Source organism: Paenibacillus sp. JNUCC 34 (assembly GCF_058269055.1).
The window spans coordinates 986,148-1,011,313 of record NZ_CM177770.1; the positions used below are offsets into that span (position 1 = coordinate 986,148).

Genomic DNA, 25,166 nt, shown 5'->3' on the forward strand with positions numbered 1-25,166 from the left:
TAAAAAGGGGATTTTGAAAAATAGGGGCTTGCAAATTCAGGAAGGAGTGGTGTATTTTAAAGTCAGCTTAAAACCGAATAGGGAATACGGGGGCTTGAGTGAATCAGGCTGAGACTGCAGATGTTGATCCCGCTGCTGACCGTTAATCTGAACTGGGTAATGCCAGCGTAGAGAATATCCGACCCTGATAGGGCCTATTTTCCGTCTGCGCATATTTTCCAGACGGTTTTTTGCCGTGTTTGTTAATTTAATTTGGGGTAGGAGGAGAAGCTGTGATGCAATCTGGTGTTGAAGCAAAAAAGAATGGAAATGTTAGAAGGGGACTGCGGCTTAGTGATATTCTCGTTACGGTTCTGGTCTCGCTTGTTCTAGGTGTGATATACCACTTCTGGGGTTCGGTATACAGCTTGTTTAAGCCGTTATTTTTTGAGGCGGATGAGATGATGTATGGCATGTGGTTTGCAGCAGCTCCGCTTGCTTTTCTGTTGATTCGCAAGCCAGGGGTAGCATTAATTGCAGAGCTTGCAGCTTCGCATGTTGAAGTACTGTTCGGAAGCGGCTGGGGATTGAATCTGCTGCTGTACGGTATCATACAGGGTCTGGGAGCGGAACTGGTGTTTGCCGCCTTCCGTTACCGGAAACATGCTGCCTGGACTGTTGCATTGGCCGGTGCTGCGTCTGCGATCGGATCGATGGTGATGGATTTCTATTTAGCTTATACAGACAATTATGTGTGGTGGATGTTTGTTGCCAAGTACAGCATGCGTGTTGCGAGCGGTGCGTTAATTGCAGGACTTCTGATGTTCGCTTTGGCCAAGGCATTAGAGCGGACGGGTGTAACCTCACTGCTTCGGCCTGCTTCAGCCAAAGATTATGAAGCTTTGGACGATCCGCGCCATGTGTGAGAACCCAGGTGATCAGCATTCAGCGAGTGCTGGCGAAGGAATAGTGCCATCCCATTCATTATATGTGGAAGGGTTGCGGCTGAAATTTCCGGGTGAAGACCGGCTGCTGTTTAAAGATTTGTCTTTTGCTGCCCAAAAAGGGGAAAAGGTACTTCTGCTCGGACCGAGCGGATGCGGTAAATCTACACTGCTTCAGGTACTCAGCGGGATGATACCCCATGCGATAGAGGTGCCAATGAAATGCTCGAATCAGCGGATTCCGTCTTCTTGGGCGTATGTGTTCCAAGATCCGGACACCCAGTTTTGCATGCCGTATGTAGATGAAGAACTGGCCTTTGTGCTCGAAAACCTTTCTGTGCCACAAGAAGAGATGACAGGCCGGATGCAGGAAGTGTTAAGTTCCGTTGGCTTGCGATTAGAAAATTTACATATACCGATCAGCCATCTCTCTCAGGGGATGAAACAGCGCCTTGCACTCGCGTCCGCACTGCTCCTTCAGCCGGAGGTACTGTTTCTGGATGAGCCTTCAGCGCTGCTGGATCCGGAGGGGCGAGAACAGATTTGGGAGGCAGTGAAGTCCGTCTCAGATGGACGGACGCTGATTATTGTGGAACACCGGATTGAAGAAATGGCAGCTTATGTGGACCGGGTGGTGCTGTTTGGCCCGGATGGAGTAATTCTGGGCGAGGGAAGTCCCGAAGTTGTGTTTACCGCGTTTCAAAAGGAGATAACGGAATACGGCATCTGGTATCCGGGGGTATGGGACGATTATGCTGGATCTCCAGCCGGGGCGGAAACCTTCCGACTGTTAACCTCGGATAGGGTAAGAGCAGGGGAATTACGTAAAGGTGTAGACGCAGAGGGTATGTTGTGTGATGTCAGTGCTGCCCATTTAGGAGAGTTATCCCCAAACGCGAGTGGCGGTAATACAAGCCGAATGATGGGATGGCATGGTGGAGAACAGGAACAATTCCATGTGGGGGTAGTGAATCAGGACCCGATACTTGAACTGAGCAATTTCACGGTGCTCCGCAAAGGGCAGTCGGTTGTGGCAGTTGATAAAGCTACGGTTTATCCGGGCGAATTCGCAGCCGTTATCGGGCCGAACGGAGCAGGCAAAAGCTCGCTTCTGCTCGGTCTGATGGGACTGCTTAGGGCGGAAGGGGAATACCGTCTTGGCGGAGATCTTGTTCCGACAGGGAAAAAGAGAAAGGAACGCAAACTCCGTCAAGCAATGCTGCGGCGAATCGGCTTTGTCTTCCAAAATCCAGAGCTTCAATTCGTCACAGAACGTGTCCTGGATGAAGTGGCCTATTCTCTTCTCGTAGACGGAATACCGTCCGAAGAGGCAGTACTGGCTGCGCGTGACACCCTGAAGCGGTTTGGGCTTAATGGGCTAGAGCAGCGTCATCCTTATCAGCTGTCGACCGGTCAAAAGCGAAGGCTAAGCGTGGCGACCGCAATGGCACGAGAACCAGAGATCCTGCTGCTGGATGAGCCAACGTTCGGACAGGATGCACGGAATACGTTCTCCATCCTGGAAATGTGCGAAGAGCTGCGCCAAGCAGGTACAGCCATTCTGATGGTAACCCATGAGATGCAAATTGCCCAAAATGCGGCAACTCATATATGGGAAGTCCAGAAGGGGAAGATTTTTTCGCAGCAGGCTTCTTCCAGATTGAAGGGAGATCCTTTCGATGAAAACGGTGCTGCTGAGGGTTCGGGAGAACGCAGCTTGGTGCTATCGGGGGTGAGCCGATGAATTTCTGGAAGCCGGATCGGCTGACCTGGCTGCACCGTGCGAATCCAGTCATAAAGCTTGGGGTGCTGATGGGACTATTCTTAATGACCGTGTTGACACATGATATTGATTTTGTCATGTATCAAGCTGTTATTTTTACCGTATGTCTGTTGGTCTTAAGTGGCATAAAGCCTTGGAAAATGCTTCTGTTCTTCCTTCCGTTTGCGATCGCGTTTCTATCTTCATCTTCCTCGATGATGCTGTTTGGTCGGGGCGAGAATATATGGTGGGAGTGGGGATTGTTCCGTGTGTCGGAAGAAAGCTTTTATCGGGGGCTACATCTTGGGTTTAAGGGAATCACGTTTGCGGCTGAGGGTCTTCTATTCGTAACAACAACGTCCTCAGTAGATCTGTTTTACGGATTGATGCAGAAGCTGAGACTTGCTCCCAAATATGCTTATAGCTTCATGGCTTCTATCCGACTGCTGCCGATGGTGTGGGAGGAATATGTAGCCCGCCGTCAGGCACTTCAGATTCGTGGTCTACGGCCGATTCGGGGAGTTAGGGGCGTGGTACATAGAGCAGGAATGTATGCTGTTCCGCTGCTTGCCCAGAGTATCCGAAGGGCCCATCGGGTCGCGGCCGCGATGGAGGCAAAGAAGTTTAACGGGGAGAACGGAAAACATAGAACCTACTATTATGTGTCCCGGTTCACCGTGTATGATGTGCTCATCGTCCTACTGTTGGCAGGAGCTGCTTGTACGGCTTATGCCATTGCCATTCGTTATCCTTGGTTCGGGATCGGCGATGTGCGATTTAATTGATTTTGGGAATATATAGTGCTAAACTACATGTAAATACTTTCCTGCTACCGTATAAAGCGGAGCTTGCCGAGATCTCGGTGGGCTCCGTTTTTTTTCGTGAAGTTCTGCGTAAACAGTAGGAAGTGTGCCTATTTTACTAGAAGGAGTTATAGGAATATAATACCAATTTAATATAAAATATGATAATATAGTAACGATTTTACTATAGCAATCCTAGATAAGCTGAACTGAAAATTCCCAGCCTTAGCATCACTACGAATGCGGATTATTCTTACGATCGCTGTTTTGAAAACGCATTAAAAATATATTAAGGAGAGTGAGTGATTATGAAAATGTACTTTAAGAGTGTGCTAGCCGGTTTAATCGCTATAGGTGCTGTATTTCCATTTACGGGTACTGGGGAGGTTTTAGCAGCTACGAAATTTAAGGACGTGCCGGGAAATCATTGGGCAAAGGACGCTATTTATTCGGCAGTAAACAAAGGTTACTTTAAAGGGTATTCGGATGGAACGTTTCGTCCTAACGCCAATATTACCCGAGCGGAATTTGCAGCATTGATGTCAAGAGTGTCCAATAACATGGTTGCAGATGAGCTTGGTTCATTTTCAGATATTAAAGGACATTGGGCTGAAGCGGGTATTACTAAAGCCATTGGTATGGGTTTTATTTCAACACAGGATTACCCAAACGGCTTTAAACCAGGCACTTCACTGACAAGAACGGAAATGGCGAAGTGGATGGCTTCTGGGTTGGCTGCTAAGAATGAAGATTTTAAACAGGCTCTCTCAGATACAGAGGATACATTGGTTCCTGTTGCCGAATATCACAAAGGTGGCTTGAATAAGTCTGATTATCCTTACGTATCTGTAGTGTTGGGAACCGGTCTTATGGCAGGATATCCTGATGGAACCTTTGGACCAGGTAAAACTACAACCAGAGCCGAGGTAGCTGTGATTCTTGCAAGGTTAGAACAAGTACAAACGAAGCAAGCAAGCTCTTTTAGAGACTTAAATGAATTCCGTGAAGTAGGGTTGACGGGGACAAATCTGTTATCTGCTACACCGTATGTTTATAGAGAACTTATTAATTCGGACAAAGTAGCGAGTTTTGATCGATTTGCAAACAAGCCTTACAACATGCTTTATAATCGCGGAAAAATGACGGTTCATAGAATGATTGTAGTGGATGCCAAAACACTAACTAGCCATAAAAATATATACGGAAAAATGTTCATGGACAAGGATTTCGATAGGATTTTTAATAGTGACTATTATTCTGTTTTCATTGAAGCAACAGTGGTTCCTAATGACAATACATCTTTAACTAATGCAGCTTTCTCTCCTTCTACAGTTTATAACTTTACTAAGGCTACGAGCTTCTACAGTGGTACCCTAAATAAATTTGGGATAAAGGCATTGCCTAGTAGAGCTGACTATCTTGAATCTGGTTTCTTTAAAAAGGATGTGCCAAGACGCTTCTGGATGCTTAGATATATGCCAAAAGAGTGGGTAGAAGATTATAGCGGAACAATGGGCACTGGGAATACATCAGTAAGTTTTTTCATTCCAAAAAAACAATAAGGGGACAGCGCTAGATGAAGAAAGCCCATATTATCTTTCTTATAGGTGTTTTAATCACTAGTATCATTTTTTCGCCCTTAAAGATTGATATTGCTAATGCAGCTCCAACAGATCCAGTCGGTACAGTAAGTTCTGATGAAGAAGATACTAAGCCTTTGAAACCGCCACAGTTTATTCCTGACGGATCGACCCCAACAGCACATCAAAAAAAAGTGACAAGAGTAAAGGGAGAACGTCAATCAGAACCAGGGGTATATTGGTACCAGCTTGATAACGGAAAGTGGCGGGCAAATAGTTACCGTGCTCCTGGCGGAACTATTGATGTTCCTATGGCTGGAACGAATGAAAATCCATGGCCGGAAGATGGTACGGTTGTTGATAAAATCGAAATGAAAAGTAGTCCCTTGTATGAACCTCACATATGGGTGGATAGTAATGGTAAGGATGGTTATCATCCAAGCAAAGTTACAAAACAAATCATAACAGAAGTCCATACACTAAAAGGACGGCAGGGTTTTGATTCACAAATTACGGCTCTTGAAATATCTGATTTAAAAACTGCTGTGATGATCACATCTCAAACAGGAAAATCATTCAATCATTTTGATTACAAAAACACAGGAAATAAAAGATGGAGCGATGCTATTGGAGGTTACTTACCTTGGTATAAATATACGGCAGCATATTACACACCAATAAATATCTTTTGGCGTGGTGATTATGTTGAACAAAAGAAAATAACTCTAACCGGTAAAACATCACTGAAAGTTGGAGAAGAAACGAATCTAAAAGCTGCCGTAGCCACAATGGCAGCTGGTCAAACTGATTATGGTACACCGGTGGATGTTTCTACGGGGATTCATGAATGGAACTCTAATAACAAAGGTGCCGTCGAACCGGTTGGGAAAAGTGGAAAAATAAAAGGAGTCAAAAAAGGGTCCGCAAAGATAACAGCTGTCTGGAAAAAGGATGGTTATGAATTGACGGCCACGATTACCATCACGGTAGATGGCGATAAACCACCATGTAAGCCAGGAGAGCCAGGATGTGAAGAGCCACCCCCACCTCCTATGTGTACAGTACCGACACCAGGAACAGTGATACCCGGAAAATACATGGATCCGGTCGCTACTGCGGTTATAAAAGCGGATCAACGAGGCAGTGAACAGTTTGATGTTCTGCAAGGAATACCGACATCTGAGAGTTTATATGGGAATATTCTAGCAAGAAATTATCTTTATCAAAATAAGTTCGTTAATATGACCGGCACGTGTGCATTTACGGTGAATGTTGAAAAAACATGGACATTGACTTGGGACCCTGGAAAGACAATTACTGTCGATGGAAAAACGACTACTGTTCCGGATCCGCAGTCTGATCAAGAAACGGTAACACAGACACATATCATCGAACGGCCATACTCTTTTTGGGCGATCGATAATTTGGAAGTTTACAAGATTGATCAGGGAATACTTCGGAATTATGCCTTGCCAGGCGGTGAGATTTCAATTGATCCGAAAGAATACCAAGAGCCAGAGTTTACTGCAGAACAAACCGGGAATTTTTATCCTCCACCAGATCCAGGAACCATTACGGCTCCAGGAGGAAGCAAGAACGGAGGAAAGAGCAGACCGTCACCAGACAACGAAGACTTAAAGAGCTTCGCTGAAGATGCAGTCGGCAAGGTCCAAGTTACCAATGATTCGCTGGACTTTAACAATCAAACCATCATCAATGGGGAGCGAGTGGAAGAAAAAGGACCTAAGCCGGGAAGTATTCCGGCGCCAACGCAGATAGGACAGGATGTACTATACAGTCCTAACCATATGATCAGCAAAGATAAGGTCAATAGAGCTAACACAACAAGCGCTGGTGAGATTTTCTACGGTCTGATACCCGGGAATATCAACGGTGGTAGCGACCAGAAGTTTTCAATCCATGGAATTAATACAGTTACTGTACATACTCCGGTAGTTAACTACTCTTCGGTGACGGATGATCAGGCACATAATCAAAAGACTAACCCGAATTATTCTCGGGCAGCATTCATCTTAGAGAGGCCATTTAAAGTACGAATTCCTACGAATGGACAGCATGTGAATTATCCTGGTTATGGGAACAGGGATTATGCTAAGTACTTCCGAACGAAACAAGTGAAATTCCCTTTTGATACGTACAACGGTAGCCGAACTATATTCTACCCGAAAGGTACCTGGATCGATATACCCGTTAACCAGTTGGATACAGAATTCTTCTTACCCGTGTGGGTAGACGAAGGCGATTACCAAGTGGACTTTAGGAACATCGCTGAAAATGCACCTGGGGATTTTTCAACTCAGCCAAGCGCGAACCAGGATTTGAGCCACCATGTGGCGACGGATATTGAACCAGTGGAAGTTATTGGACGAGTATACGATTTTCGAATCACGGATATCGTCGATTACAACTGGGAAACCGTATTTCGTACGCAAAAGGGAAGCGCAACGCCGCGCGGCACATTTTATTGGACTGGTCAGCGGGATATAGACGGAGATCCTAGAGGAAATCAGCTGCCGTATACACTGCCTATCGCACCAGGGAAACATCCACAGCAAGGATATAAGAACATCTCTGTGAAAACAGGCTACCATTACAAATTTGATCTCAAAACAAAAGGGAATATGTTCAGCATAAGAGATGGCATCTCGATAACACCTAGCTTCGATTTTGTGAAAAAAGATGGATCAGGTCGGCAGCCAGTAGATCTTTATTATCACAGCAGCAGCCGGAACTTTATCCGAATCGGATCGCCTCAGGACACAGAGAAGCGATATGTGATTCTTAATGAACGGCTCCGGAATGTGCCCCAGAGTGAAATGCAGGATACGGCGTCGTATTTGTACAATCACGGCGGAGCATCCGGTGGGATGTCGGCTCAGGCTTACGCCAAGCAGTATATGAACAAAATCTCCAAGAGCAAGACATGGGTTGGGCGTTATGATTGGATGCTGTTGCCTTCCGGAGTGCGTACCCTGATCGGTCCGAAGATCGGACTTCCTCCTTCGGTGGATTCAGAAAGGGCCAATGCAGCTGTTCAGCGCTGGTATGGAGAATACAGTATTCCGTCGGACGTTTATGTCGTCAAGAAAGGAACCAATCTTGCCGCTTATGGCCGCGGAAAGGGGATCGACGAGAAATCGGACGTTTTTCTGAAAAAAGGTTTTATCGTGGTGAACTTTAATATTGAGACCATTCAAAATGGCAACATAGATCGGCCGCATCTCCAGTATATTCATGCTCCACTGATGAATCAGTGGAAGCTGGAAGGGTTCAATAACACGTATACCGATCCGTATGGTAACAGGTTCGCACTGACCGATGGTGACACGGTGTTTTATCATGCGGATCAGTCCAGTAAGAAAGATTTTTCCTCGCAAGTACCTCACTAGTGGGATGGGGAGAGAGCATTTTAAGTTGATGTGATACTAAATAGCCAAGCGCTTAAAGCGCTTGGTTTTTTAGATTGGAATGCAGATTGGAAGTAAGATTCACCGTATAAGAAAAAGCAAAAGTGATATAATGTATTCTCGACAACAAGATTATAGCTGGAGGAAATGATGTGGAAACAGAAGGACAGTTAAAGAAACAGATCGGGCTATCGGTAGCCATGTCCATTGTTATCGGTACCGTTATAGGTTCAGGCATTTTTATGAAGCCAGGGGTTGTTATTCAATATGCGGGTGGTTCAACGCTTGCTCTTGTCGCATGGCTCCTAGGTGGAATTATTACGATTGCGGGTGGTCTTACGATTGCGGAAGTCGGAGTGCAAATTCCGAAGACCGGAGGACTGTACGTTTATATGGAGGAAGTGTACGGCAAGATTTGGGGCTATTTGTGCGGGTGGATGCAGACAATCATTTATGGACCGGCGATTATCGGTGCATTGGGGCTGTATTTTGGACTGCTGCTCGCCAATCTGTTCTACCTATCCGAAGCATGGTATCTCCCGCTTGGCATCGGCGCTGTTATTTTCTTGGCTACTGTTAACAGTCTAGGAACCAGGTATGGCGGATCGATTCAGACGATAACCACGCTTGCCAAATTCGTACCGATTGTGCTTATTGCTGTGCTGGGCGTCTGGAAAGGTAACGAGCAGGTATTCAGCAGCGGGAGTCCGGTCATGGATCAGCTGGGGATGGGAGCGGCCATTCTGGCAACGCTGTTCGCTTATGATGGATGGATGCTGCTAGGATTCGTGGCTGGTGAGATGAAAAATCCCGCAAAACATTTACCAATCGCCATTGTTGGTGGCTTAACCGTAGTAACCATCGCATACTTGGTGATCAACTTTGCAATGTTGAAGGTGCTTCCGGCATCCGAAATCGTCTCCCTGGGGACGGCTTCAGCGGGGAAAGTGGCGGAAATTTTAATGGGAGGGATCGGTGCCAAGATTATCAGCGTCGGTATTCTGATCTCTATATTCGGCTGTATGAACGGGAAAATCTTAACTTTTCCCCGAGTGCCTTTTGCTATGGCGGAACGACACCAGCTTCCTTTTTCGAAAATTTTGAGTAAGGTTCATCCGAAATCGCGGACACCAGTGGCTGCTATCGTCATGCAGGTGATCCTCGCTGTCATTATGATGGTGCTCAGTAATCCGGACTATCTGTCGGAGATGGCGATTTTCGCTATTTACCTGTTTTACATTATGGCGTTTATCGCAGTATTCATTCTGCGAAAGCGTCGTGCAGATCTGAAGCGGCATTACAGTGTACCTCTGTATCCATTTGTTCCGCTAGTAGCGATTTCAGGCTCGCTGTTTGTGGTGATCAGCACGCTGCTGAACCAACCGGCGAACAGCTTGTGGGCGATCGGCCTGACGCTGATCGGACTGCCGGTCTATTATATTTTGCAGAAGATATATCAAAAAGGGTAAATGAATATAAGGACTATATGACTTGGATAAGGACTGGACGCAAGAACGTTCGGTCCTTTTTTTGTACGAAATAAATCCCATTATAGGAACTAATGTTCGTTTATGTGTCAAAAAAATATAGCATTTCCTGTGGAATGCCGGCTCGCAGGTAATATTCCCGCTTACTTTCTTCACGCATGGGCGCTAAATCAGCTGTCAATAAAGCAACGGCAAAACGATTTGCCTGTCTTTCGAGTTTACCGGGGCAGAAGTAAGAATGCTCTTCCAGAAATAAACGGCTTATCCCCTTATGAAGACGGTCGTGTCCTAGCTCATGAGCGCATACAAACCGCTGCCATTCGGCAGGCAGATGGGAATTGATGACGATAAACCGCCTTCTAAGCTTGCGGAAATAAAGCCCTTTGGTTGTTTTGCCAAGATCAGCGTACCGGATGTGGATTCCAAGCGACGCAGACAATTGAAAGGGGCAGTTGGTATGATGTTTTTTGATGAGCTTGCGAATTAAAGGTTGTACCAGATCATCCATGCCGTTTCACCTGCAACATTATTGTAGTGTGTTCGTTCTTTATAAAAAGCCAATACCGGTTGTCCATTATCAGAGTTTTACTCTACCGTTTCTTGTTCCGTTTATTCATCTGTTTGGCCTCCCAAAACAACCCGGTCAACACATCCTTGATTCGCTGTTTGTCTTCCTGATCCAGTGGAATACCGTCGAACATCAGATCTCCGTCATCTTCCAGCATTTTTTTGAAATCCCTCTTATCCTTGTACGTTGCCCATTCGGGAACCGGCATGTCTACTCCAGACTTCTGGTCGGTATGCTCACTCTCCAAATAACCCGCCCGCTTCATCAGCTCCTCATAGGAGCCGTCCAATGCATCGGCAATTTTGCGGATCGTTTGCGGCTTGGGGACGCCCCTTAGACCATTTTCAATACGCGATATTTGTGAACCGCTGATCTCAGCGGCCTGAGCCAACTGATTCATGCTCCATCCACGTTCTTCCCTTAACTGTTTTAAGTATGAACCAAATGATTGCTCCACGTTCCGGCCACTCCTTACCTTCGCCCATATAGCTTCTTATTAATTATAGTATAAACAGATCGAATGCTTTTGCCAACAGGTAAAAGAAAAAGAGATATCATTGCCAAAAGGCAAGGTAAACGGAGGTAAGCAGACGTCCATGACGATAGATTAGGAATTTTAGTATTTTACGACAATGTCCAAATAGTGGTATATTGTATTTAAATACGAACGAAAATACGAACAGTGAATAATGAATGTTTTGATGCCAAATGGCAAAATAACCATCGTTGTGGGATATGGGGTTGAGCGTAGCAGCGCTGTTTTACATTAATACGACTTTCTAAAGAGGAGCGAATTGGCATGAACTCTATTTTACCGGAATTGGATCGCAGAAAAACCCAAATTGCTGTTGAGGCGATATTTGAGAAGTATCGTATCTATAAAATGATTACGTTTGAAGTAAGAGAGGTGAGCATGACTGCATCGTATACAGAGCGGTTCCACGGACCGACCAATGTGACCTCAGATCAAACGGCGAAGATTGCCATATATAATGTAGATGTTCCTGCGGCAAGGAAGGATTATTGTGAGATGATTGAATCGATCGTGGGGCGGCTTAGTGAGCGTGAGCAGCTACTGATACGGGAGAGATATATGAAGCAAGACGATGTATTTGATTATAAGGTGTACAACCATATTCTTGAACCGCCAGTCAGTAAGGATACGTATACGAAGATCCGCACCAAGGCCTTTTATAAAATGGCTCTTGTCTTTGCGGACAGGGGGCTGATAAAGCTGACGGAGCTAGAGAAGGCTGCGAAATGTAAATTAGGTTGATTGTTATGGCTTAATCAATAGAAACCGGAGGACCTAACAGGTCTTCCGGTTTCACATCATTGAAGCGGCATGTCTCTATTTATGCTGTACAACTATTTAGACAGTGGGACAGAGTGTGTCTAAATACTTAGACTTGCGCTGCAGTGTTACAAATTCAACCGCTTCAGCTTGTTATATAGTGTTGCCCTTGAGATGCCAAGTTGTTTGGCAATGGTCAGCTTATTTCCATTAGCTGATGCTAGCGCTTGCAATAATAAATTCCGCTCTAATTTATCGAGCTCCGCTTGAAACTTTGCACCGTCCATCTCCATAATGTCTAAGTTATAGGACATTGGATTCGAAACTGCGATATCCTTATCCCCTGAATAGATATTGTCAGGTAAATATTCGCGTCGAATCTCACCATCGGTGGAGAAAATCACTAGTCGCTCTATTGTGTTGCGCAATTCCCTGATATTGCCCGGCCAGTCGTAAAGGAGCAGATCTTCAAACACATCGGGAGCAATAGACTGGATATGCCGGCCGTAAATAAGCGAGAATTCTTGCAGGAAGGATTGCGCCAATTCGTAAATATCTTCTTTGCGTTCACGCAAGGAAGGGATCTCAATGGAAACCACGTTCAATCGATAGTACAGGTCCTCACGAAAGCTGCCCTCGGCAATCATCTGTTCCAGATTGCGGTTGGTTGCTGCGATGATACGGCAGTCGGTCTGCTTCAACTGTGTGCCGCCAACGGGAAAATAACTTCGCTCTTGCAGCACACGAAGCAGCTTGACCTGCATCTCCAGCGGCATTTCCCCGATCTCATCCAGGAATAGGGTGCCGCCGCTCGCGAGTTCTATTTTTCCCTTCTTGCCTTTAGGGTCCGCTCCCGAGAAGGCTCCCCTCTCATAGCCAAACAATTCACTCTCGAACAAGGCAGCTGGAATGGCTCCGCAGTTGATGGCAATATACGGAGCACTGCTCCCTTCACGGGAATCATGGATTGCTTTGGCGAAAAGCTCTTTCCCGGTGCCGCTTTTTCCTTGAATGAGGACCGTCGCTTTGGTTGTACTGATCTTTCGGATGGTATCGATGCTATTCTTGATGGTTCTGCTTGTTCCTTTGATATGTTGGAAAGGATCGCTTGAAGGGCTGAGCATGGCGACTTCCTTCTGTAAATGATGGACCTTGGTCGTCATCTGGAGCAATTCCTGATGGAGTCTCATTTGTGTGGTCAGATCGGATTCTGCCGCTACAGCGCCAATGATCTGATCATCTAGGGTGATGGGATTGGAATTAATGAGGACAAACATATCTTGGCGAGGCCGGTGCTGCATTTTATGGGCTGATTCGCCGGTCTTGAGCGTTCGTAGCGACTGTAAACGGTCAACTTGAAAAAAATCCGAAGCGGGCTTCCCAATAATCTCGTCCCTGCGAATTGAGAAGATGTGCTCCGCGCCGGATGTCCAGACGGCCACATGGCCTTCCTCGTTGATTAGTGTAATCGCGACATCGGGATTAAGCGTTTCTAAGGTGGAGGAGAAATAAGCCTCCAGATGCCGAAACGCTTGCAGCGTGGCTTCGATCACATCGCTTGATGAGATATAGCCAACGGGTGTACCGTTGCGTTCCACAATCGCGAGAGGGGCCACTTTGAATGCTTGAGTGATGCTTTGTAAAGAATCATCTATATTTACAACAGCAACATCCATTACACAGGGTTGGTCAAGAAGTTTGGGAGCGGTTTCTAATTGCAGCAAACCATAGCGGCCCTGATCGTTCTCCAAGAAGATAGGAACTCCAACAGCCTCGTGTTGAACGCCCTCAAGCTCTGACAGGTTAGACAGATGAATCATACTGTAATCCGTACGGATAAGGCATTCCAGACTAGGCAATACATGTTTCATTCCGGCGCCCCCTATATATGATAAATAAACATTTTATCATGTTTGTATTATTAGGGCCATTATACCTAGCCTGATTTTCAGTGTAAATATTATTTGAACATATTGCTGAGAACCATCCACAGGTTGGCTGGTTTCTCGGCCAATCGGCGAGTGTAGTAGGGATACCACATCGTGCCATAAGGCATATAACAGCGGATACGGTAACCTTCTTTGGCTAATTCAGCCTGATCATTCATCCGTAAGCCGTAAAGCATCTGGAACTCAAACGCATCCTTGGTGATGCCATTCTCCTTGGTGTAGGTTTTGACCCAGTTTATGATCCGATCGTCATGTGAGGCGATCGCTGTATATACGCCACTGTCCAAATGCATCTTGATGATCCGTTTGTAATTGTCAATCACCTCACTCATTTGCTGATAGGCAACCGTTGAAGGTTCTTTATAGGCTCCTTTTACAAGCCGGAGATTGACTTTAGCGTCGATCAAATGGTTAACATCTTTCTCCGTGCGAAGTAAGTATGCTTGGATGACGGTGCCGACATTGGTCAGACCCTCCGCATGCAGCCGGAGTACAATATCAATCGTGGCTTGGGTGAAAGGCGAATCCTCCATATCAATTCGGACGAAATTGTTATGTTGTTTAGCTTGGAGCACGATCGAGCGGATGTTATCGTAACAGACTTGCTCGTCGAGGGCCAATCCCATCTGTGTCGGCTTCAGCGATACATTGGAGCTGACTTTCCGCTCAGCAATGCCTTCCACAAGCCTGATATATTCTTCCCTGTATGCTGCAGCTTCGTTTAGGTGCGAAATGCCCTCTCCTAAATGATCCAGCGTCACCATTATTCCCTTGTCATTCAGATGCTCAATTTCGTCCAGTGCTTCAGCGAGTGTGTCGCCTGCAATGAATTTACCGGCCAATTTCCGACCGTATTTCATGGCAAGTTTCTCGACCATACGATTTCCGGAAACCGACAACAGCGTTTTGCGATAAAGTTCAATGTGATCCAAAGATTATTTCCCCTTTCAAGAGGTTTGTAGTAATAAAGATACTGAATCGACATATTTTTAAGCAAAATATGTGCCAAATAGCATTGATTTTGACTTGGTATGATAATTGCTTTGTATCTTTGTGTGAGAAGACGATATATCTAAACAAATTGTGAGAGGATGGTTGTTCGAATATGAGAACCGAGTTTAAGAATGAGGCATTTGTAAATTTTAAGGAAGAAAGCAACCACGAATTATTTGAGCAGGCGCTGAAAAAAGCAGAGGCTGAACTGGGCAAAGAGTATCCACTCATCATTGGCGGCGAAAGAATTACAACCGATCGTACAGCCGTTTCCATAAATCCGGCCAATCATTCGCAGGTGATTGGCATTGTCTCGCAAGCGGATACCCATCTTGCAGAGAAAGCGATTCAAGTGGCGGCAGCGACATTCGAGACATGGAAACATACCGATCCGAATGAACGCGCAAGGTACCTGTACCGGGCAGCAGCCATTTTGCGCCGGCGCAAACATGAATTCTCTGCCATCATGACGTTCGAGGCCGGAAAGACCAGAGTGGAGGCTGACGTGGAAACAGCGGAAGCCATTGATTTCCTGGAGTTCTATGCACGTGAGATGCAGCGGCTCAGTCTACCTCAGCCGTTAACGGCAAGTGCTGAGGAAGAGAATGAACTGTATTATATCCCGCTTGGAGTTGGTGTCGTCATTCCGCCTTGGAATTTTCCGCTAGCAATTATGGCAGGTATGACTGCAGCCGCCATCGTTACCGGCAATACCGTTGTCCTAAAGCCGGCAAGCACTACGCCGGTAATTGCCGCGAAATTTATGGTCTTGCTTGAAGAGGTGGGTTTGCCGGCTGGTGTTGTCAATTTCCTCCCGGGTCCCGGTGGTAAAGTAGGAGATTACCTGGTCGATCATCCGCTTACAAGATTCATCAGCTTTACCGGTTCCCGCGATGTCGGTCTGCGAATTAATGAACGTGCTGCCAAGACAAATCCGGGACAAAAGTGGATCAAGCGAGTAGTGGCTGAGATGGGCGGTAAAGATGCAATCGTTGTTGATAGTGAAGCTGATCTGGATCTGGCTGCTGATATGATCACATTGTCTGCATTCGGGTTCTCCGGGCAAAAATGTTCAGCCTGTTCACGCGCCATCATTCACGAAGATGTTTATGACACGGTGCTGGAGCGGGTGGTAGAGCGCGCAGGACAGCTGAAGATGATGAATCCAGCAGATGCAGATGCCAATCTGGGGCCGGTTATAGATGAGAAAGCATATAATAAGATCTTGGAATATATTGAAATTGGTAAGAAGGAAGGACGTTTGGTGCTCGGTGGTAGTACGGGTGATCCGAACGGTTACTTTATCGAACCTACAATCTTCGCCGATGTGGATGCAGATGCCCGGATTTCTCAGGAAGAAATATTCGGACCTGTCGTAGCGTTTACGAAAGCGGCGTCGTTTGACGAGGCACTTCAATTTGCTAACGGAACCGATTATGGCTTAACAGGGGCTGTAATCTCACGCAACGGAGCTAACCTGGAGAAAGCCAGACGTGAATTCCACGTTGGGAATTTATACTTCAACCGCAAGTGCACAGGCGCTTTGGTTGGAACTCACCCGTTCGGCGGATTCAATATGTCGGGTACGGACTCCAAGGCAGGCGGCCGGGATTATCTGCTACTGTTTACTCAAGGCAAGCTGGTTTGCGACAGGTTTTAATGGAGCTGTTTGTAACATTCAATGTTCATTGCAGATCATATTAAGTATAGTAGAAGAAAAAGATCGTAGGATGTAGTTATAGCCGACCCGGGAGAAGGGGGGAATCTGTTGTTAAGCTATCATTTGGTGCAGGATCAACGTCCGACTTTGACCATAACACCTGAATTGAAGCAATCCATTCATATTTTATCATTGTCAGGATATGAGCTTATGCAATATCTGCAAGAGCAGGCTATGGAGAATCCGGTCCTTGAGATTGAAGCTGGATATGATGGCTACCGATATGGCAAGAAACGCGGAACAAGCACCAGCAGCATTAAGTATGCACAAGATCCGCTGTGGAATGTGAAGCCAGCGCAAGATTCAATGGAGATAAGGTTGCAGAATCAGCTCCGTCTCCTCTCCCTTCCAGCCGATGTGTATCGGGCCGCCGCATTTCTGGCGGGAAATCTTAACGATGACGGGTATTTGGATGCGGAGTTGTCGGACCTCAGAGGAGTGTTAAAGTTTTCTGAAGATCTTCTGGGTACAGCACTACACCAACTGCAATCTTTAGAGCCGGCAGGAATAGCCTGCAGGGATTTGCGGGAATGTCTGCTGCTGCAAATCAGTCGGGACCCGGAACCTGTTCCGTATGCGGAAGAAATCGTGGATAGGTATTTACCGCTACTGGCCAATGGAAGTTTCGATCAGATCGCTCTTGCTTTACGAATTAACAAGGAACAAGTGAGGAGTGCTTCACTGTATATCCGCAGCTTGAATCCGCGTCCGGGGCTATCGATGAACATTCCAGAATCACATTATATCGTTCCTGATGCTGTTGTCCGGTGTATAGGGGATGATTTTACGGTTGCGCTGCACCCTTCTGCCCACCCCAGACTATCCGTGAACAAGGAATACCGAGAGTGGATAAAAATCAGGCAAACGGCCGAGGCGTCCTCATATTTAAGCAATTGCTTTAAGTCGGCGCATTGGATTGAACGCTGTATCGAGATGCGGAAGCTGACCTTGGTGAGAGTAATAACGGCTATGATGGAGGAACAACGGGAATTTCTGGCGAGAGGCGTAAAAGGCCTTCGTCCGATGAATTTATTTAACATCTCCAGCATGTTGGGGATGCATGAATCCACAGTCAGCCGGGCAATTCACGACAAGTTCGTGCTTACCCCGCATGGCGTGTTTCCTTTAAAGTTTTTTTTCGCGGCTAGTTTATCCACAGCGGACGGAAGCGGGGCATCCTCGCGTAGCGTAAAGCTGAGAATCAAGGAACTCGTCGACGCCGAGAACAAGAGTAAGCCGTATTCCGATCAGAAAATCGTTGAGCTACTGTTTGCAGAAGGGATACAGCTATCGCGCAGAACGGTAACCAAATATCGTGAAGAATTGAAAATCTTGTCCTCAACATACCGTAGGCGGAGATTATGAAGAGTGCTGTCCCTAACCATTTTGAATGGAACTGAAAGGGTTTCCAAAAGGGGGACGCTCGTATGAGGAAAAGTTCGCTATGAACCACGAATGAATAAAAAAAGAAATGGCGACGTAGGGAATACTCCTGCGCCGCTATTTCAGGTTTCATTAACCTTATGGTTCACCTTTATCAGGAGATTTTCAGCGGAAGACCGTGCTGGAAGGATTCGGGCTCCCGCTGGTATCAAGCGTAAATAATTCGATTCCGTTGATGAGCAGGCTCAAGGACTCCATTACATTGTAGGTGATAATGGGCGGGACTGCGTTTCGATCCGGCATGCCGGCTTCGGCTGCGAGGCTGATGCTGTGGGTCAATCCGATGACCTGGAAGGCGGATTGGCTAAGCGATGCAGCCTTTGCGTGCATGGTGCCATCTGCCAGATTGGTATCGGCCTGCTCCAAGGAAGCACCGAGGAGAATATCACTGCATAACCTAGACAGGTTAACAGCCAAACCTTTTAGTGCGGAAGAAAGTTCAGCAAAAACATGATAAGATACTTCTCCGCTTGTGGAAGTAAAAAGCTCGATTTGGGTTAGTTCCCGTAAATGGGAGACAGCTATTTCGTTAAACCCGCAGTGACTATCAGGTTCACTGCCAATGGCACTTAAGCTCAAGTGTATCGTCTTCATGTGTGAGGCGGCTTTGTCAAGCCGCGTTACATCGCTTTGAATATGCTGCGCGTAATCCCCGAATTGGCGACCGAGCCATATTGGCGAACCAGAATTCTGCGAAGAAATTTCCGGAGTGTGGAGCCGATCGATCTGTTCCTTTTTGTACAATAATTCGGTTTTCAAAAAATGCAAGGACTTGATTAAGTCCTGCGTGAGCCGATAAGCTGCGATCCGCAGAGTGGCCGACATGACCCCGTTTGCCGTCTGCGATAAATTCGCGTGCAGCTCAGGATTGACGGCGCCGTAATTTCCTTTATCTTCAAGCATGAATTCCAGGGCACGGTTAGCCAGTACTTCATTCATATTGGTATTCAGGATATCCCCGGAGGGGCTTTGTGAATAATTGCCGATGAAGTGCTTCAAATGTTTACCCCTCAATATCTCTTCCGCTGCCATCACAATGAGGTTGCCGATTCGTTGAGGCAGTGCTCCGATTTCAAGGTTTGTTTTCGCAGCCGCGATTTTAACATAAGCCATAGCTACAATAAACGCACGGTGAACGGGGGTTCTGGCATTTGGGTAAATCTGGGCAGCTCGCAGTGTTTGGATCCCATAGTAAGCATAGGCAGGTACCTCTACAGCCCCTAATTCGTCTCGTTCGATTCTTATCATCATGATCCCTCCGCAAGTTTGGTGATAACCTTTAACTAATGAAGATTAAACAAGCAATTTCTGTACCAACAAAAAGGGTACTAATCCGTCCAAGTTAAAATATGCGAACGTACATTCGCGCTTTTTCCATCCCCCAATCCGCTTAAAGATCCTCTTTATCCGTCCGTTCCACCGTCAGCATATCCGTTTCAGGGGTGTAAGATTGTATTATCGGGAATGAAGCAAAAGGGCATACCGAACACACACACAGTGTATTGTGAACCGGCCAGGGGGTCGGTTTTTTGCTGCGGATAAGCTTCCTTGAGCCATTCCCGATCCATATAGAAGACAGAAAGGAGGAGCCGTGTTGCGCAAGCAAGCAATCTTTGTTAGATGCAGCGCATCGGATGACAGGAAGGAAGCTGTCCGGCAATCCGAGGAATGAGAGGGGCGGTCCGGCAGGCCGTCACCGACATCATCCCGGAGCTCGAAGGCCGGGTGTATGATGTACACCCACCGGATGGGTCGAACGATGATCCCTACGCAGTCATTGCTTTAGGTGAAGATGTATGGAAATCTTCATGGGCGGGGTACCGGCAGGTGGTGCGGTTGAAGCTGTATGCAGGGAGTTCCGGTTTGTTGCAGATGGATGAGTGGGCTAAACACTTAATCAAGGGGCTGCAGCGCAAGCGAGTGACTGACACAGAGGATGAAGCATTTATACTTCATTATTTGGGTGTCCCAGAAGCGGACAAGCTCGATCCTGTATCAGGTAAAACCTTCAGGCTGCTGCGTTTTGGCGTCTATATGCCGGAGGCTCTAGGAGCAGGTTCGATCGCACAACCAGATGAATGGCTTGGTGCTCTGGCTGCTTGGACAGGAGACCTACTGGGGAATCCCTGGAGGATCTATCATACGGCATGGCCTGCGGGCCGCGACGATTACGCTATTTTATGGCGGATGACAGGCTGCGAGACGAAGTCGGCGGGAGCCTCCAAGGTTGAGGTTAGAAAAAGCTTCATCGGGCATGTTGCCTCCCCAGTCTTGGGAAGTGATCAGCTTGCAAGTATGAAGCTCGTTGAGGCGCTCGGATCTAAGGTCCAGCTGCTGCTGGATTCTGAGGATCGCCGGTATGTATCGGTGGTGGATGTATCTAGCGATTTACAAGCCGATCCCATTCTTGACGGTCAGCTTAAGCTGACCCTGATGCAGCGGAAGATGCGGCCAGCGGAAGAAGCAGCATTGATCCGCCATGTTAACATTCATCCTATTTTAAAGTGAGGTGGTCCTAATGGCTGGTAAAAAAACAATCAACACGAAAGCCCGCGTCAGCAATGCTCCGCGTTATGAGTTGGCAGAGCTTGCGGCACATGCCAAGGAGCTGTTTGAAGTTCGAGCAGAAGTGCTTGCGGGAGCCATGTATGGAGCAGCCGAAGAGCTGTTCACGGTAGCTGAGGTTAAACAAAAAATCGAACAATTTATGAAAGCGAAGGTGGTCTAATCATGGCAGGTGGAACATGGGAAAGCACGAATAAACCGGTATTGCCGGGGTTGTATATGAATTTTAAGGCGGCAGCCGCATCAGCGATTCAAGGGGGAAACCGCGGCACAGTCGTTGTACCGGTCAAAGCCAACTGGGGTCCGGTGCGTGAGTTTGTGGAAATCGGAAGCGAGCATGCGATTGCCGAGTTATTTTCCACGGATAGTTTGGATGGAGCAACAGCCTATCAGTCACTGTATCTGGCCTTGCTCGGCGGTCCGAAGAAGCTGCTTGCTTACCGTTTGGCAGATAATACGGCGGAGGCCGCATCTGTTACACTTCAGAACGCAGAAGCTACGCCTTCCGATGTGCTGCAGTTGCAGGCCAAATATCCGGGTAGCCGGGGTAATGGTTTCTCTGTCACCATCCAGCCGTCGCTTGGCGATCCGGCTGCTCGTGAGCTTCGCCTCTACGAGGGAGCCAAGCTGCTGAGCACATACACAGGAGCTGACGGTTCTGCGGCGTCGATTGCTGCACAGATTAATGAAGACAGTGTGAATGGTTGGGTGACGGCCAAGGTACTGGGTGATGGCGGTATTCCCGCTGATATCAGCGGCGTAGCGCTGTCCGGAGGACAGAGCGGTAACAGCGATCTTACCAATGCTGATTACATTGCGATGCAGGATGCGGTTGAAGGTCAGGACTTTGACGTGTTGGCTTTGGACTATGCTGCTGATATGGCTTTGCTGCAAAGCTTTGCTGCTTGGGTGAAACGCATCCGGAATGAAGGCCGTGGTGTTATGGCTGTCTTCGGAGGAAGCGCAGCTGATGATGTGTCCAAGGAAGCGGCCAATTTGGCGGCAGCCCGCTCAATGACGCTAAACCATGAAGGGATTATCAACGTCGGTACTGGCGTGCGTCTGTCCGGTGTGGAATACAGCTCCGCGCAAACGGCTGCCTATGTGGCTGGCCTTATCGCGGGACAACGGCTGAACCAATCTGCTACCTACGCGGTTACTCCTTTTGAAGATGTAACCCGTCGCTGGACGCGCTCCGAGCAGGAACAGGCTGTGCGTAGTGGCGTTTTTCTGCTCTTTTTCGATGGACGCCAAGTTAAGACGCTGCGTGGAATCAATACACTCGTCAATCCGGCAGAAGGCCAAAACAATGCATGGAAAAAGATCCGCTCTATCCGTGTCATGGATGCGATTAATGCGGACCTTCAGAATGCTGCGGAACAGACGTACATCGGTAAGGTGAACAACACGGAGGAAGGCCGACTTGCTCTGATTGGGGCCGTGAAGGAATATCTCGCCCAGCTGTCGCTGAGCAATGTTATTGAGCCTGACGGTTATGATGTCATTCTCGATCCTGCCTATTATGGCAACTCCGCCGTCAATAAGCCGGAGCCGGATCAGGTCTTCTTGCAGTGGAACGTGAAGCTGACCGATGTGATGGAGCAGCTGTTTGGTACTTTTTACGTGCAATAAAAATAATTAAAACTTTGAGGAGGAACAAAACATGTTGGATGCTTCAAGAGTCATTCTAGGAACGTTTGGTCAAGCGTATATCGACGGGGTATGGCAGACGCATATTAACAAGCTGGAAGCCAGCGTAGAGTTGGAGAAACGGGAATTGAAGCTGGTCGGAAACGACTGGACGGTGCACAAAAACGGGAGTAAAAAAGGGACCGGCACAATAAGCGGTTATAAGGTCACTTCAGATATGATCTCACGCGGCTTTACGAAATTCGATATTATCTCCAAGCTGGATGATCCCGAATCTTACGGTCATGAGCGTGTTCGCCTGATCCGCTGCATGCCGGACAAAATCCAACTGGCCAACTGGACAGCCGGAGAGGAAGTGCAGGAGGAAACTGCATTTACTTTTGAAGGTTATGAGCTGTTAGATCCGATTACAGCGGATTAAATAACAAGGCGGTCCATATAGATGCCTGATGATGATCTTTTGTGTAAAGGTCAGCCATCTGCTGCATGGTTCGTTCTAGCGAAATTGGCATAAGGAGCTGCTATGAAAAATCCCCACGATGTGGGGATTTTGCGGCTGCCGATTTGATTCACAAACTCTATTCATTTTATTAACAAAGGAGATTAAACGCATGAGCTTACACGAAAATATGAGCGAAGAGCAAATTTTGGACAGTCTGTTTGAGGCAGCTGAGAAGCTGCCGGAGGAAACCGTACGCATTAAGCGTCTGGACATGCAGATCGTTCTGCACGGACTGACTTCGAGTAGAGTTGATAGCATCCGCGAGCGCTGCACGGTCCGCCGGACGGTGAAGGGCGCAGTCGATGAGAAGGTGGATACCGAGACGTTTAACGCGCTCCTCATTTCGGAAGCGACAGGCAACCTTTCTGTGAAGGGTCTTACGCTGAACGGTTGGGGTGATCCGCGGATTACGAGCCGCTTGAAGCTGTCGGGCGGGGAGCAGGCCGTTCGCCGAATGTTGCTGGCCGGAGAACTGGATGCCGTTGGTGATAAAGTGCTGGAACTGTCCGGCTTTGGGGTTGAAATTTCTGACCTAAAAAACTGATCAGCTCCGGGGGAATGACGACGATGCTATATCATCTATGGGTACGGCATCACCTTCGTCCCGGAGATTTTTGGCGTCTTCCGCGAGGTGAACGCTTGCTGTTGCTAGCTTTTTCAGAAATGGAAATGGACAGCATAGCAGGCCAGAATTAGATACAAAGGAGGTGAATACATATGGCTGAAGCCATAAACTACCGCATGAATCTGGTCATTGACCCGAAAAATGTGATCAAGGCGAACCGTGAGCTGCGGGCGATGGAGCGTTATTTTGAACGGATTCAGGGGCGCGTCTTAAAAATCGGGAGAACCCGCATGGTGCCTGAAATTGTGCTGAAGGACAGCGCCTCGAAAGGACTGGATAGTCTGTATGAAAAATTCAACCGGGTGAAATCCCAGGTCATTCAGGCGTCTGCGAATGTGAACTTGAATGTGAAACAGCAGGCAGCCGCCAATGTAAACCCGAACATAACACAGGTAACCGGACAGATGGACTTTTCTCCGATGATCCAGGCGCTTCAGGCAAATACGGACTCAGTTACTAATCTGACAAGTACGCTCGAATCACTGGAGCTTGGGGGAGGGGCTGCGGAAAAGGAGAGCTCCTGGTTGGATAAAGTGGCTAACTTTTCTGGAGCGGTCGCTCTATTTGGCGGCGGTGTGAAAAGCTTTGGTAAGCTGCCAAAGAAACGAAAAGAAGTTCGTGATGCATGGGAGGGGAAGTCTGAGAAAACCAAAGGTATCTTAGCTAGGAAAAAAAATAAAGATACTTCACCTTCTGAAACAAGAGTTGAGAAGACAAAGAAGGTGAAACTCAAAAATAAAGGGAGACTTACAACTGCAGTAGGCGATCTGATTGAAACTGCGGGATCCGCTGGTAAAGGTATTTTTGGCGGAATAAGTGAGTTGTGGAAATCCGGAAAAGATATGTTTGGTGGCAACAGCGGCATCGTATCCGGCATTGACAGTGGCGTTGCAAAAAAAAGTATGCCCTCAAATGTGGCGAATAGTGTTGGCAAAAGCGGTATGGGCTCAGGCTTTTTGAAAGGTTTCGGGAAACGTCTGCTGGGTCCGTTAGCTTTTGCCGCTGATGTCGCTTCCATTGCTTCAGCTGAGCCCGGTAAGGAGCGAGCTAAAGCTATAGGATCCACTGTCGGAGGAGGAGCAGGGACGGCGATCGGCGGCTTTATTGGGTCGATTATTCCGGGGGCAGGGACCTTCATTGGTTCTGCTTTGGGAGGTGCCGCCGGTAGCTGGCTTGGTGAAAAGGCAGGTGGTCTGATCTCAGATGCTGGCAGCTGGATTGGTGAAAAAGCAGGTGGCCTGATCTCGGGTGCTGGCAGCAAAATCAAAGAGGGTGCTTCTAAGGTTTCGGATTGGTTTTCCAGTAAATTCTCTTTCGGTAAAAAGAAGAATCCAGCCGAGGATATCGCCGAAATACCGTCTAGCATAAGAAGGCCGACAACACCCGCAGCTTCTCAGGCAATATCAGACGCACTTGCTTTAGCGAGATCTAGCGCTCCTTCTTCTGCACCTGGTCCATTCATACCGGGACCCGTTCTTCCAACTGCCTTTGCCCCGGCACCTTATCCAGGACTAGTTAACCCATACGGACCGATCCCTCCTGCAAGTATGGCTCCGTCTCTAAGTGGAGGGCCAAGAATGGGACCGGTAGCAAACGGTAACCTGAATGCCACAGGGAACAAAATGACGCCGCAAGTGATTCAGATTAGTCCAGAGCAAATGACGGCCTTGTCAGGCTTTTTGAAGGATTTTAAGACAGAAACGACGATGAACTACAATCTGCCGCCGGGAGCGGTGCAGGTCACTGTGCATGAAGAGCATCCGGTGGATGTTGAAGGGCTGATTCTGCAAATCGGGCAGCGCCTGAGAGCCGAATTTAACAAAGCAACGCAGAACCGGAAGCCGGCACCTAAGGCATATGCATAACCATCCAAA

The 25,166-nt window shown here is 47.5% G+C and carries 20 protein-coding genes and 1 riboswitch; of the genes, 15 read left to right on the forward strand and 5 right to left on the reverse strand.

What is annotated here, in order from left to right; all coding sequences use genetic code 11:
- The first annotated feature begins 76 nt into the window (after window positions 1-76).
- A riboswitch (TPP riboswitch) is annotated at window positions 77-191 on the forward strand.
- 84 nt (window positions 192-275) lie between these two features.
- From AC2TF5_RS04495 to AC2TF5_RS04520, 6 genes are all read left to right on the forward strand, one after another.
- Window positions 276-905 carry an ECF transporter S component gene (locus tag AC2TF5_RS04495; RefSeq protein WP_491302806.1) on the forward strand — a complete coding sequence of 210 codons (630 nt, stop codon included), beginning with the start codon at window positions 276-278 and terminating at the stop codon, window positions 903-905.
- On the forward strand, window positions 898-2,667 hold the full coding sequence (locus tag AC2TF5_RS04500; protein WP_491301037.1) for an ABC transporter ATP-binding protein: 1,770 nt from the start codon (window positions 898-900) through the stop codon (window positions 2,665-2,667). Before AC2TF5_RS04495 ends, AC2TF5_RS04500 begins: the two co-directional genes overlap by 8 nt.
- The gene (locus AC2TF5_RS04505) at window positions 2,664-3,470 is read left to right on the forward strand and encodes an energy-coupling factor transporter transmembrane component T family protein (RefSeq protein ID WP_491301038.1); all 807 of its coding nucleotides are present in this window, start codon (window positions 2,664-2,666) and stop codon (window positions 3,468-3,470) included. The genes AC2TF5_RS04500 and AC2TF5_RS04505 overlap by 4 nt, the downstream gene beginning before the upstream one ends.
- 326 nt (window positions 3,471-3,796) lie before the next feature.
- Window positions 3,797-5,050, forward strand: coding sequence for an S-layer homology domain-containing protein (locus tag AC2TF5_RS04510; RefSeq protein ID WP_491301039.1), 1,254 nt, complete (start codon window positions 3,797-3,799; stop codon window positions 5,048-5,050).
- 14 nt (window positions 5,051-5,064) lie between these two features.
- A complete protein-coding gene (locus AC2TF5_RS04515) occupies window positions 5,065-8,478 on the forward strand; it encodes a DUF5704 domain-containing protein (protein WP_491301040.1) in 3,414 nt (1,137 codons plus the stop codon).
- Between the two features lie 218 nt (window positions 8,479-8,696).
- Window positions 8,697-9,965 carry an APC family permease gene (locus AC2TF5_RS04520; RefSeq protein ID WP_491302807.1) on the forward strand — a complete coding sequence of 423 codons (1,269 nt, stop codon included), beginning with the start codon at window positions 8,697-8,699 and terminating at the stop codon, window positions 9,963-9,965.
- A 100-nt stretch (window positions 9,966-10,065) separates the two neighbouring features.
- Here AC2TF5_RS04520 and AC2TF5_RS04525 read toward each other — a convergent pair whose 3' ends face one another.
- Both AC2TF5_RS04525 and AC2TF5_RS04530 read right to left on the reverse strand, forming a co-directional pair.
- Window positions 10,066-10,491: an ImmA/IrrE family metallo-endopeptidase gene (locus AC2TF5_RS04525; RefSeq protein ID WP_491301041.1), complete on the reverse strand. Its 426-nt coding sequence runs from the start codon at window positions 10,489-10,491 to the stop codon at window positions 10,066-10,068.
- An 82-nt stretch (window positions 10,492-10,573) separates the two neighbouring features.
- Window positions 10,574-11,008 (reverse strand): helix-turn-helix domain-containing protein, encoded by a 435-nt coding sequence (locus AC2TF5_RS04530; RefSeq protein ID WP_491301042.1) that lies wholly within the window; start codon window positions 11,006-11,008, stop codon window positions 10,574-10,576.
- A gap of 342 nt (window positions 11,009-11,350) precedes the next feature.
- Here AC2TF5_RS04530 and AC2TF5_RS04535 point away from each other — a divergent pair, with 342 nt between their 5' ends.
- A complete protein-coding gene (locus AC2TF5_RS04535) occupies window positions 11,351-11,827 on the forward strand; it encodes an ArpU family phage packaging/lysis transcriptional regulator (protein ID WP_491301043.1) in 477 nt (158 codons plus the stop codon).
- Window positions 11,828-11,973: 146 nt separating this feature from the next.
- Here the strand turns inward: AC2TF5_RS04535 and AC2TF5_RS04540 are convergent, their stop codons facing one another.
- Together AC2TF5_RS04540 and AC2TF5_RS04545 are read right to left on the reverse strand one after the other, a co-directional pair.
- Window positions 11,974-13,716 (reverse strand): sigma-54 interaction domain-containing protein, encoded by a 1,743-nt coding sequence (locus AC2TF5_RS04540; protein ID WP_491301044.1) that lies wholly within the window; start codon window positions 13,714-13,716, stop codon window positions 11,974-11,976.
- A gap of 89 nt (window positions 13,717-13,805) precedes the next feature.
- Window positions 13,806-14,726 (reverse strand): proline dehydrogenase family protein, encoded by a 921-nt coding sequence (locus AC2TF5_RS04545; RefSeq protein WP_491301045.1) that lies wholly within the window; start codon window positions 14,724-14,726, stop codon window positions 13,806-13,808.
- 173 nt (window positions 14,727-14,899) lie between these two features.
- Between AC2TF5_RS04545 and pruA the strand changes: the two genes are divergently transcribed.
- Window positions 14,900-16,447, forward strand: a complete 1,548-nt coding sequence (pruA, locus tag AC2TF5_RS04550) for an L-glutamate gamma-semialdehyde dehydrogenase (RefSeq protein WP_491301046.1) — start codon at window positions 14,900-14,902, stop codon at window positions 16,445-16,447.
- 108 nt (window positions 16,448-16,555) lie between these two features.
- On the forward strand, window positions 16,556-17,872 hold the full coding sequence (gene rpoN / locus AC2TF5_RS04555) for an RNA polymerase factor sigma-54 (protein WP_491301047.1): 1,317 nt from the start codon (window positions 16,556-16,558) through the stop codon (window positions 17,870-17,872).
- Window positions 17,873-18,055: 183 nt separating this feature from the next.
- Here rpoN and AC2TF5_RS04560 read toward each other — a convergent pair whose 3' ends face one another.
- Window positions 18,056-19,201, reverse strand: coding sequence for a lyase family protein (locus AC2TF5_RS04560; RefSeq protein ID WP_491301048.1), 1,146 nt, complete (start codon window positions 19,199-19,201; stop codon window positions 18,056-18,058).
- A 417-nt stretch (window positions 19,202-19,618) separates the two neighbouring features.
- On the opposite strand from AC2TF5_RS04560, the gene AC2TF5_RS04565 reads away from it, so the two are divergent.
- The 6 genes from AC2TF5_RS04565 to AC2TF5_RS04590 all read left to right on the forward strand — a co-directional run bounded on the left by AC2TF5_RS04565 (window position 19,619) and on the right by AC2TF5_RS04590 (window position 25,157).
- Window positions 19,619-20,458 carry a hypothetical protein gene (locus AC2TF5_RS04565; RefSeq protein ID WP_491301049.1) on the forward strand — a complete coding sequence of 280 codons (840 nt, stop codon included), beginning with the start codon at window positions 19,619-19,621 and terminating at the stop codon, window positions 20,456-20,458.
- Between the two features lie 10 nt (window positions 20,459-20,468).
- Window positions 20,469-20,678 carry a YqzN/YkzM domain-containing protein gene (locus AC2TF5_RS04570; protein WP_491301050.1) on the forward strand — a complete coding sequence of 70 codons (210 nt, stop codon included), beginning with the start codon at window positions 20,469-20,471 and terminating at the stop codon, window positions 20,676-20,678.
- A 2-nt stretch (window positions 20,679-20,680) separates the two neighbouring features.
- On the forward strand, window positions 20,681-22,147 hold the full coding sequence (locus AC2TF5_RS04575) for a phage tail sheath family protein (protein ID WP_491301051.1): 1,467 nt from the start codon (window positions 20,681-20,683) through the stop codon (window positions 22,145-22,147).
- A 31-nt stretch (window positions 22,148-22,178) separates the two neighbouring features.
- A complete protein-coding gene (locus AC2TF5_RS04580) occupies window positions 22,179-22,586 on the forward strand; it encodes a phage tail tube protein (RefSeq protein ID WP_491301052.1) in 408 nt (135 codons plus the stop codon).
- A gap of 190 nt (window positions 22,587-22,776) precedes the next feature.
- Window positions 22,777-23,211: a phage tail assembly chaperone gene (locus AC2TF5_RS04585; protein ID WP_491301053.1), complete on the forward strand. Its 435-nt coding sequence runs from the start codon at window positions 22,777-22,779 to the stop codon at window positions 23,209-23,211.
- A gap of 173 nt (window positions 23,212-23,384) precedes the next feature.
- Window positions 23,385-25,157, forward strand: a complete 1,773-nt coding sequence (locus AC2TF5_RS04590) for a hypothetical protein (protein WP_491301054.1) — start codon at window positions 23,385-23,387, stop codon at window positions 25,155-25,157.
- Window positions 25,158-25,166: the final 9 nt, after the last annotated feature.

Coding starts and splice junctions, on each gene's coding strand:
- AC2TF5_RS04505 (WP_491301038.1), top strand. CDS start 2,664: ATGAATTTCTGGAAGCCGGATCGGCTGACCTGGCTGCACCGTGCGAAT.
- AC2TF5_RS04560 (WP_491301048.1), bottom strand. CDS start 19,201: ATGATGATAAGAATCGAACGAGACGAATTAGGGGCTGTAGAGGTACCT.
- AC2TF5_RS04500 (WP_491301037.1), top strand. CDS start 898: ATGTGTGAGAACCCAGGTGATCAGCATTCAGCGAGTGCTGGCGAAGGA.
- pruA (WP_491301046.1), top strand. CDS start 14,900: ATGAGAACCGAGTTTAAGAATGAGGCATTTGTAAATTTTAAGGAAGAA.
- AC2TF5_RS04540 (WP_491301044.1), bottom strand. CDS start 13,716: ATGAAACATGTATTGCCTAGTCTGGAATGCCTTATCCGTACGGATTAC.
- AC2TF5_RS04570 (WP_491301050.1), top strand. CDS start 20,469: ATGGCTGGTAAAAAAACAATCAACACGAAAGCCCGCGTCAGCAATGCT.
- AC2TF5_RS04515 (WP_491301040.1), top strand. CDS start 5,065: ATGAAGAAAGCCCATATTATCTTTCTTATAGGTGTTTTAATCACTAGT.
- AC2TF5_RS04565 (WP_491301049.1), top strand. CDS start 19,619: ATGAGAGGGGCGGTCCGGCAGGCCGTCACCGACATCATCCCGGAGCTC.
- AC2TF5_RS04590 (WP_491301054.1), top strand. CDS start 23,385: ATGGCTGAAGCCATAAACTACCGCATGAATCTGGTCATTGACCCGAAA.
- AC2TF5_RS04520 (WP_491302807.1), top strand. CDS start 8,697: ATGTCCATTGTTATCGGTACCGTTATAGGTTCAGGCATTTTTATGAAG.
- AC2TF5_RS04580 (WP_491301052.1), top strand. CDS start 22,179: ATGTTGGATGCTTCAAGAGTCATTCTAGGAACGTTTGGTCAAGCGTAT.
- AC2TF5_RS04495 (WP_491302806.1), top strand. CDS start 276: ATGCAATCTGGTGTTGAAGCAAAAAAGAATGGAAATGTTAGAAGGGGA.
- AC2TF5_RS04575 (WP_491301051.1), top strand. CDS start 20,681: ATGGCAGGTGGAACATGGGAAAGCACGAATAAACCGGTATTGCCGGGG.
- AC2TF5_RS04525 (WP_491301041.1), bottom strand. CDS start 10,491: ATGGATGATCTGGTACAACCTTTAATTCGCAAGCTCATCAAAAAACAT.
- AC2TF5_RS04535 (WP_491301043.1), top strand. CDS start 11,351: ATGAACTCTATTTTACCGGAATTGGATCGCAGAAAAACCCAAATTGCT.
- AC2TF5_RS04510 (WP_491301039.1), top strand. CDS start 3,797: ATGAAAATGTACTTTAAGAGTGTGCTAGCCGGTTTAATCGCTATAGGT.
- AC2TF5_RS04585 (WP_491301053.1), top strand. CDS start 22,777: ATGAGCTTACACGAAAATATGAGCGAAGAGCAAATTTTGGACAGTCTG.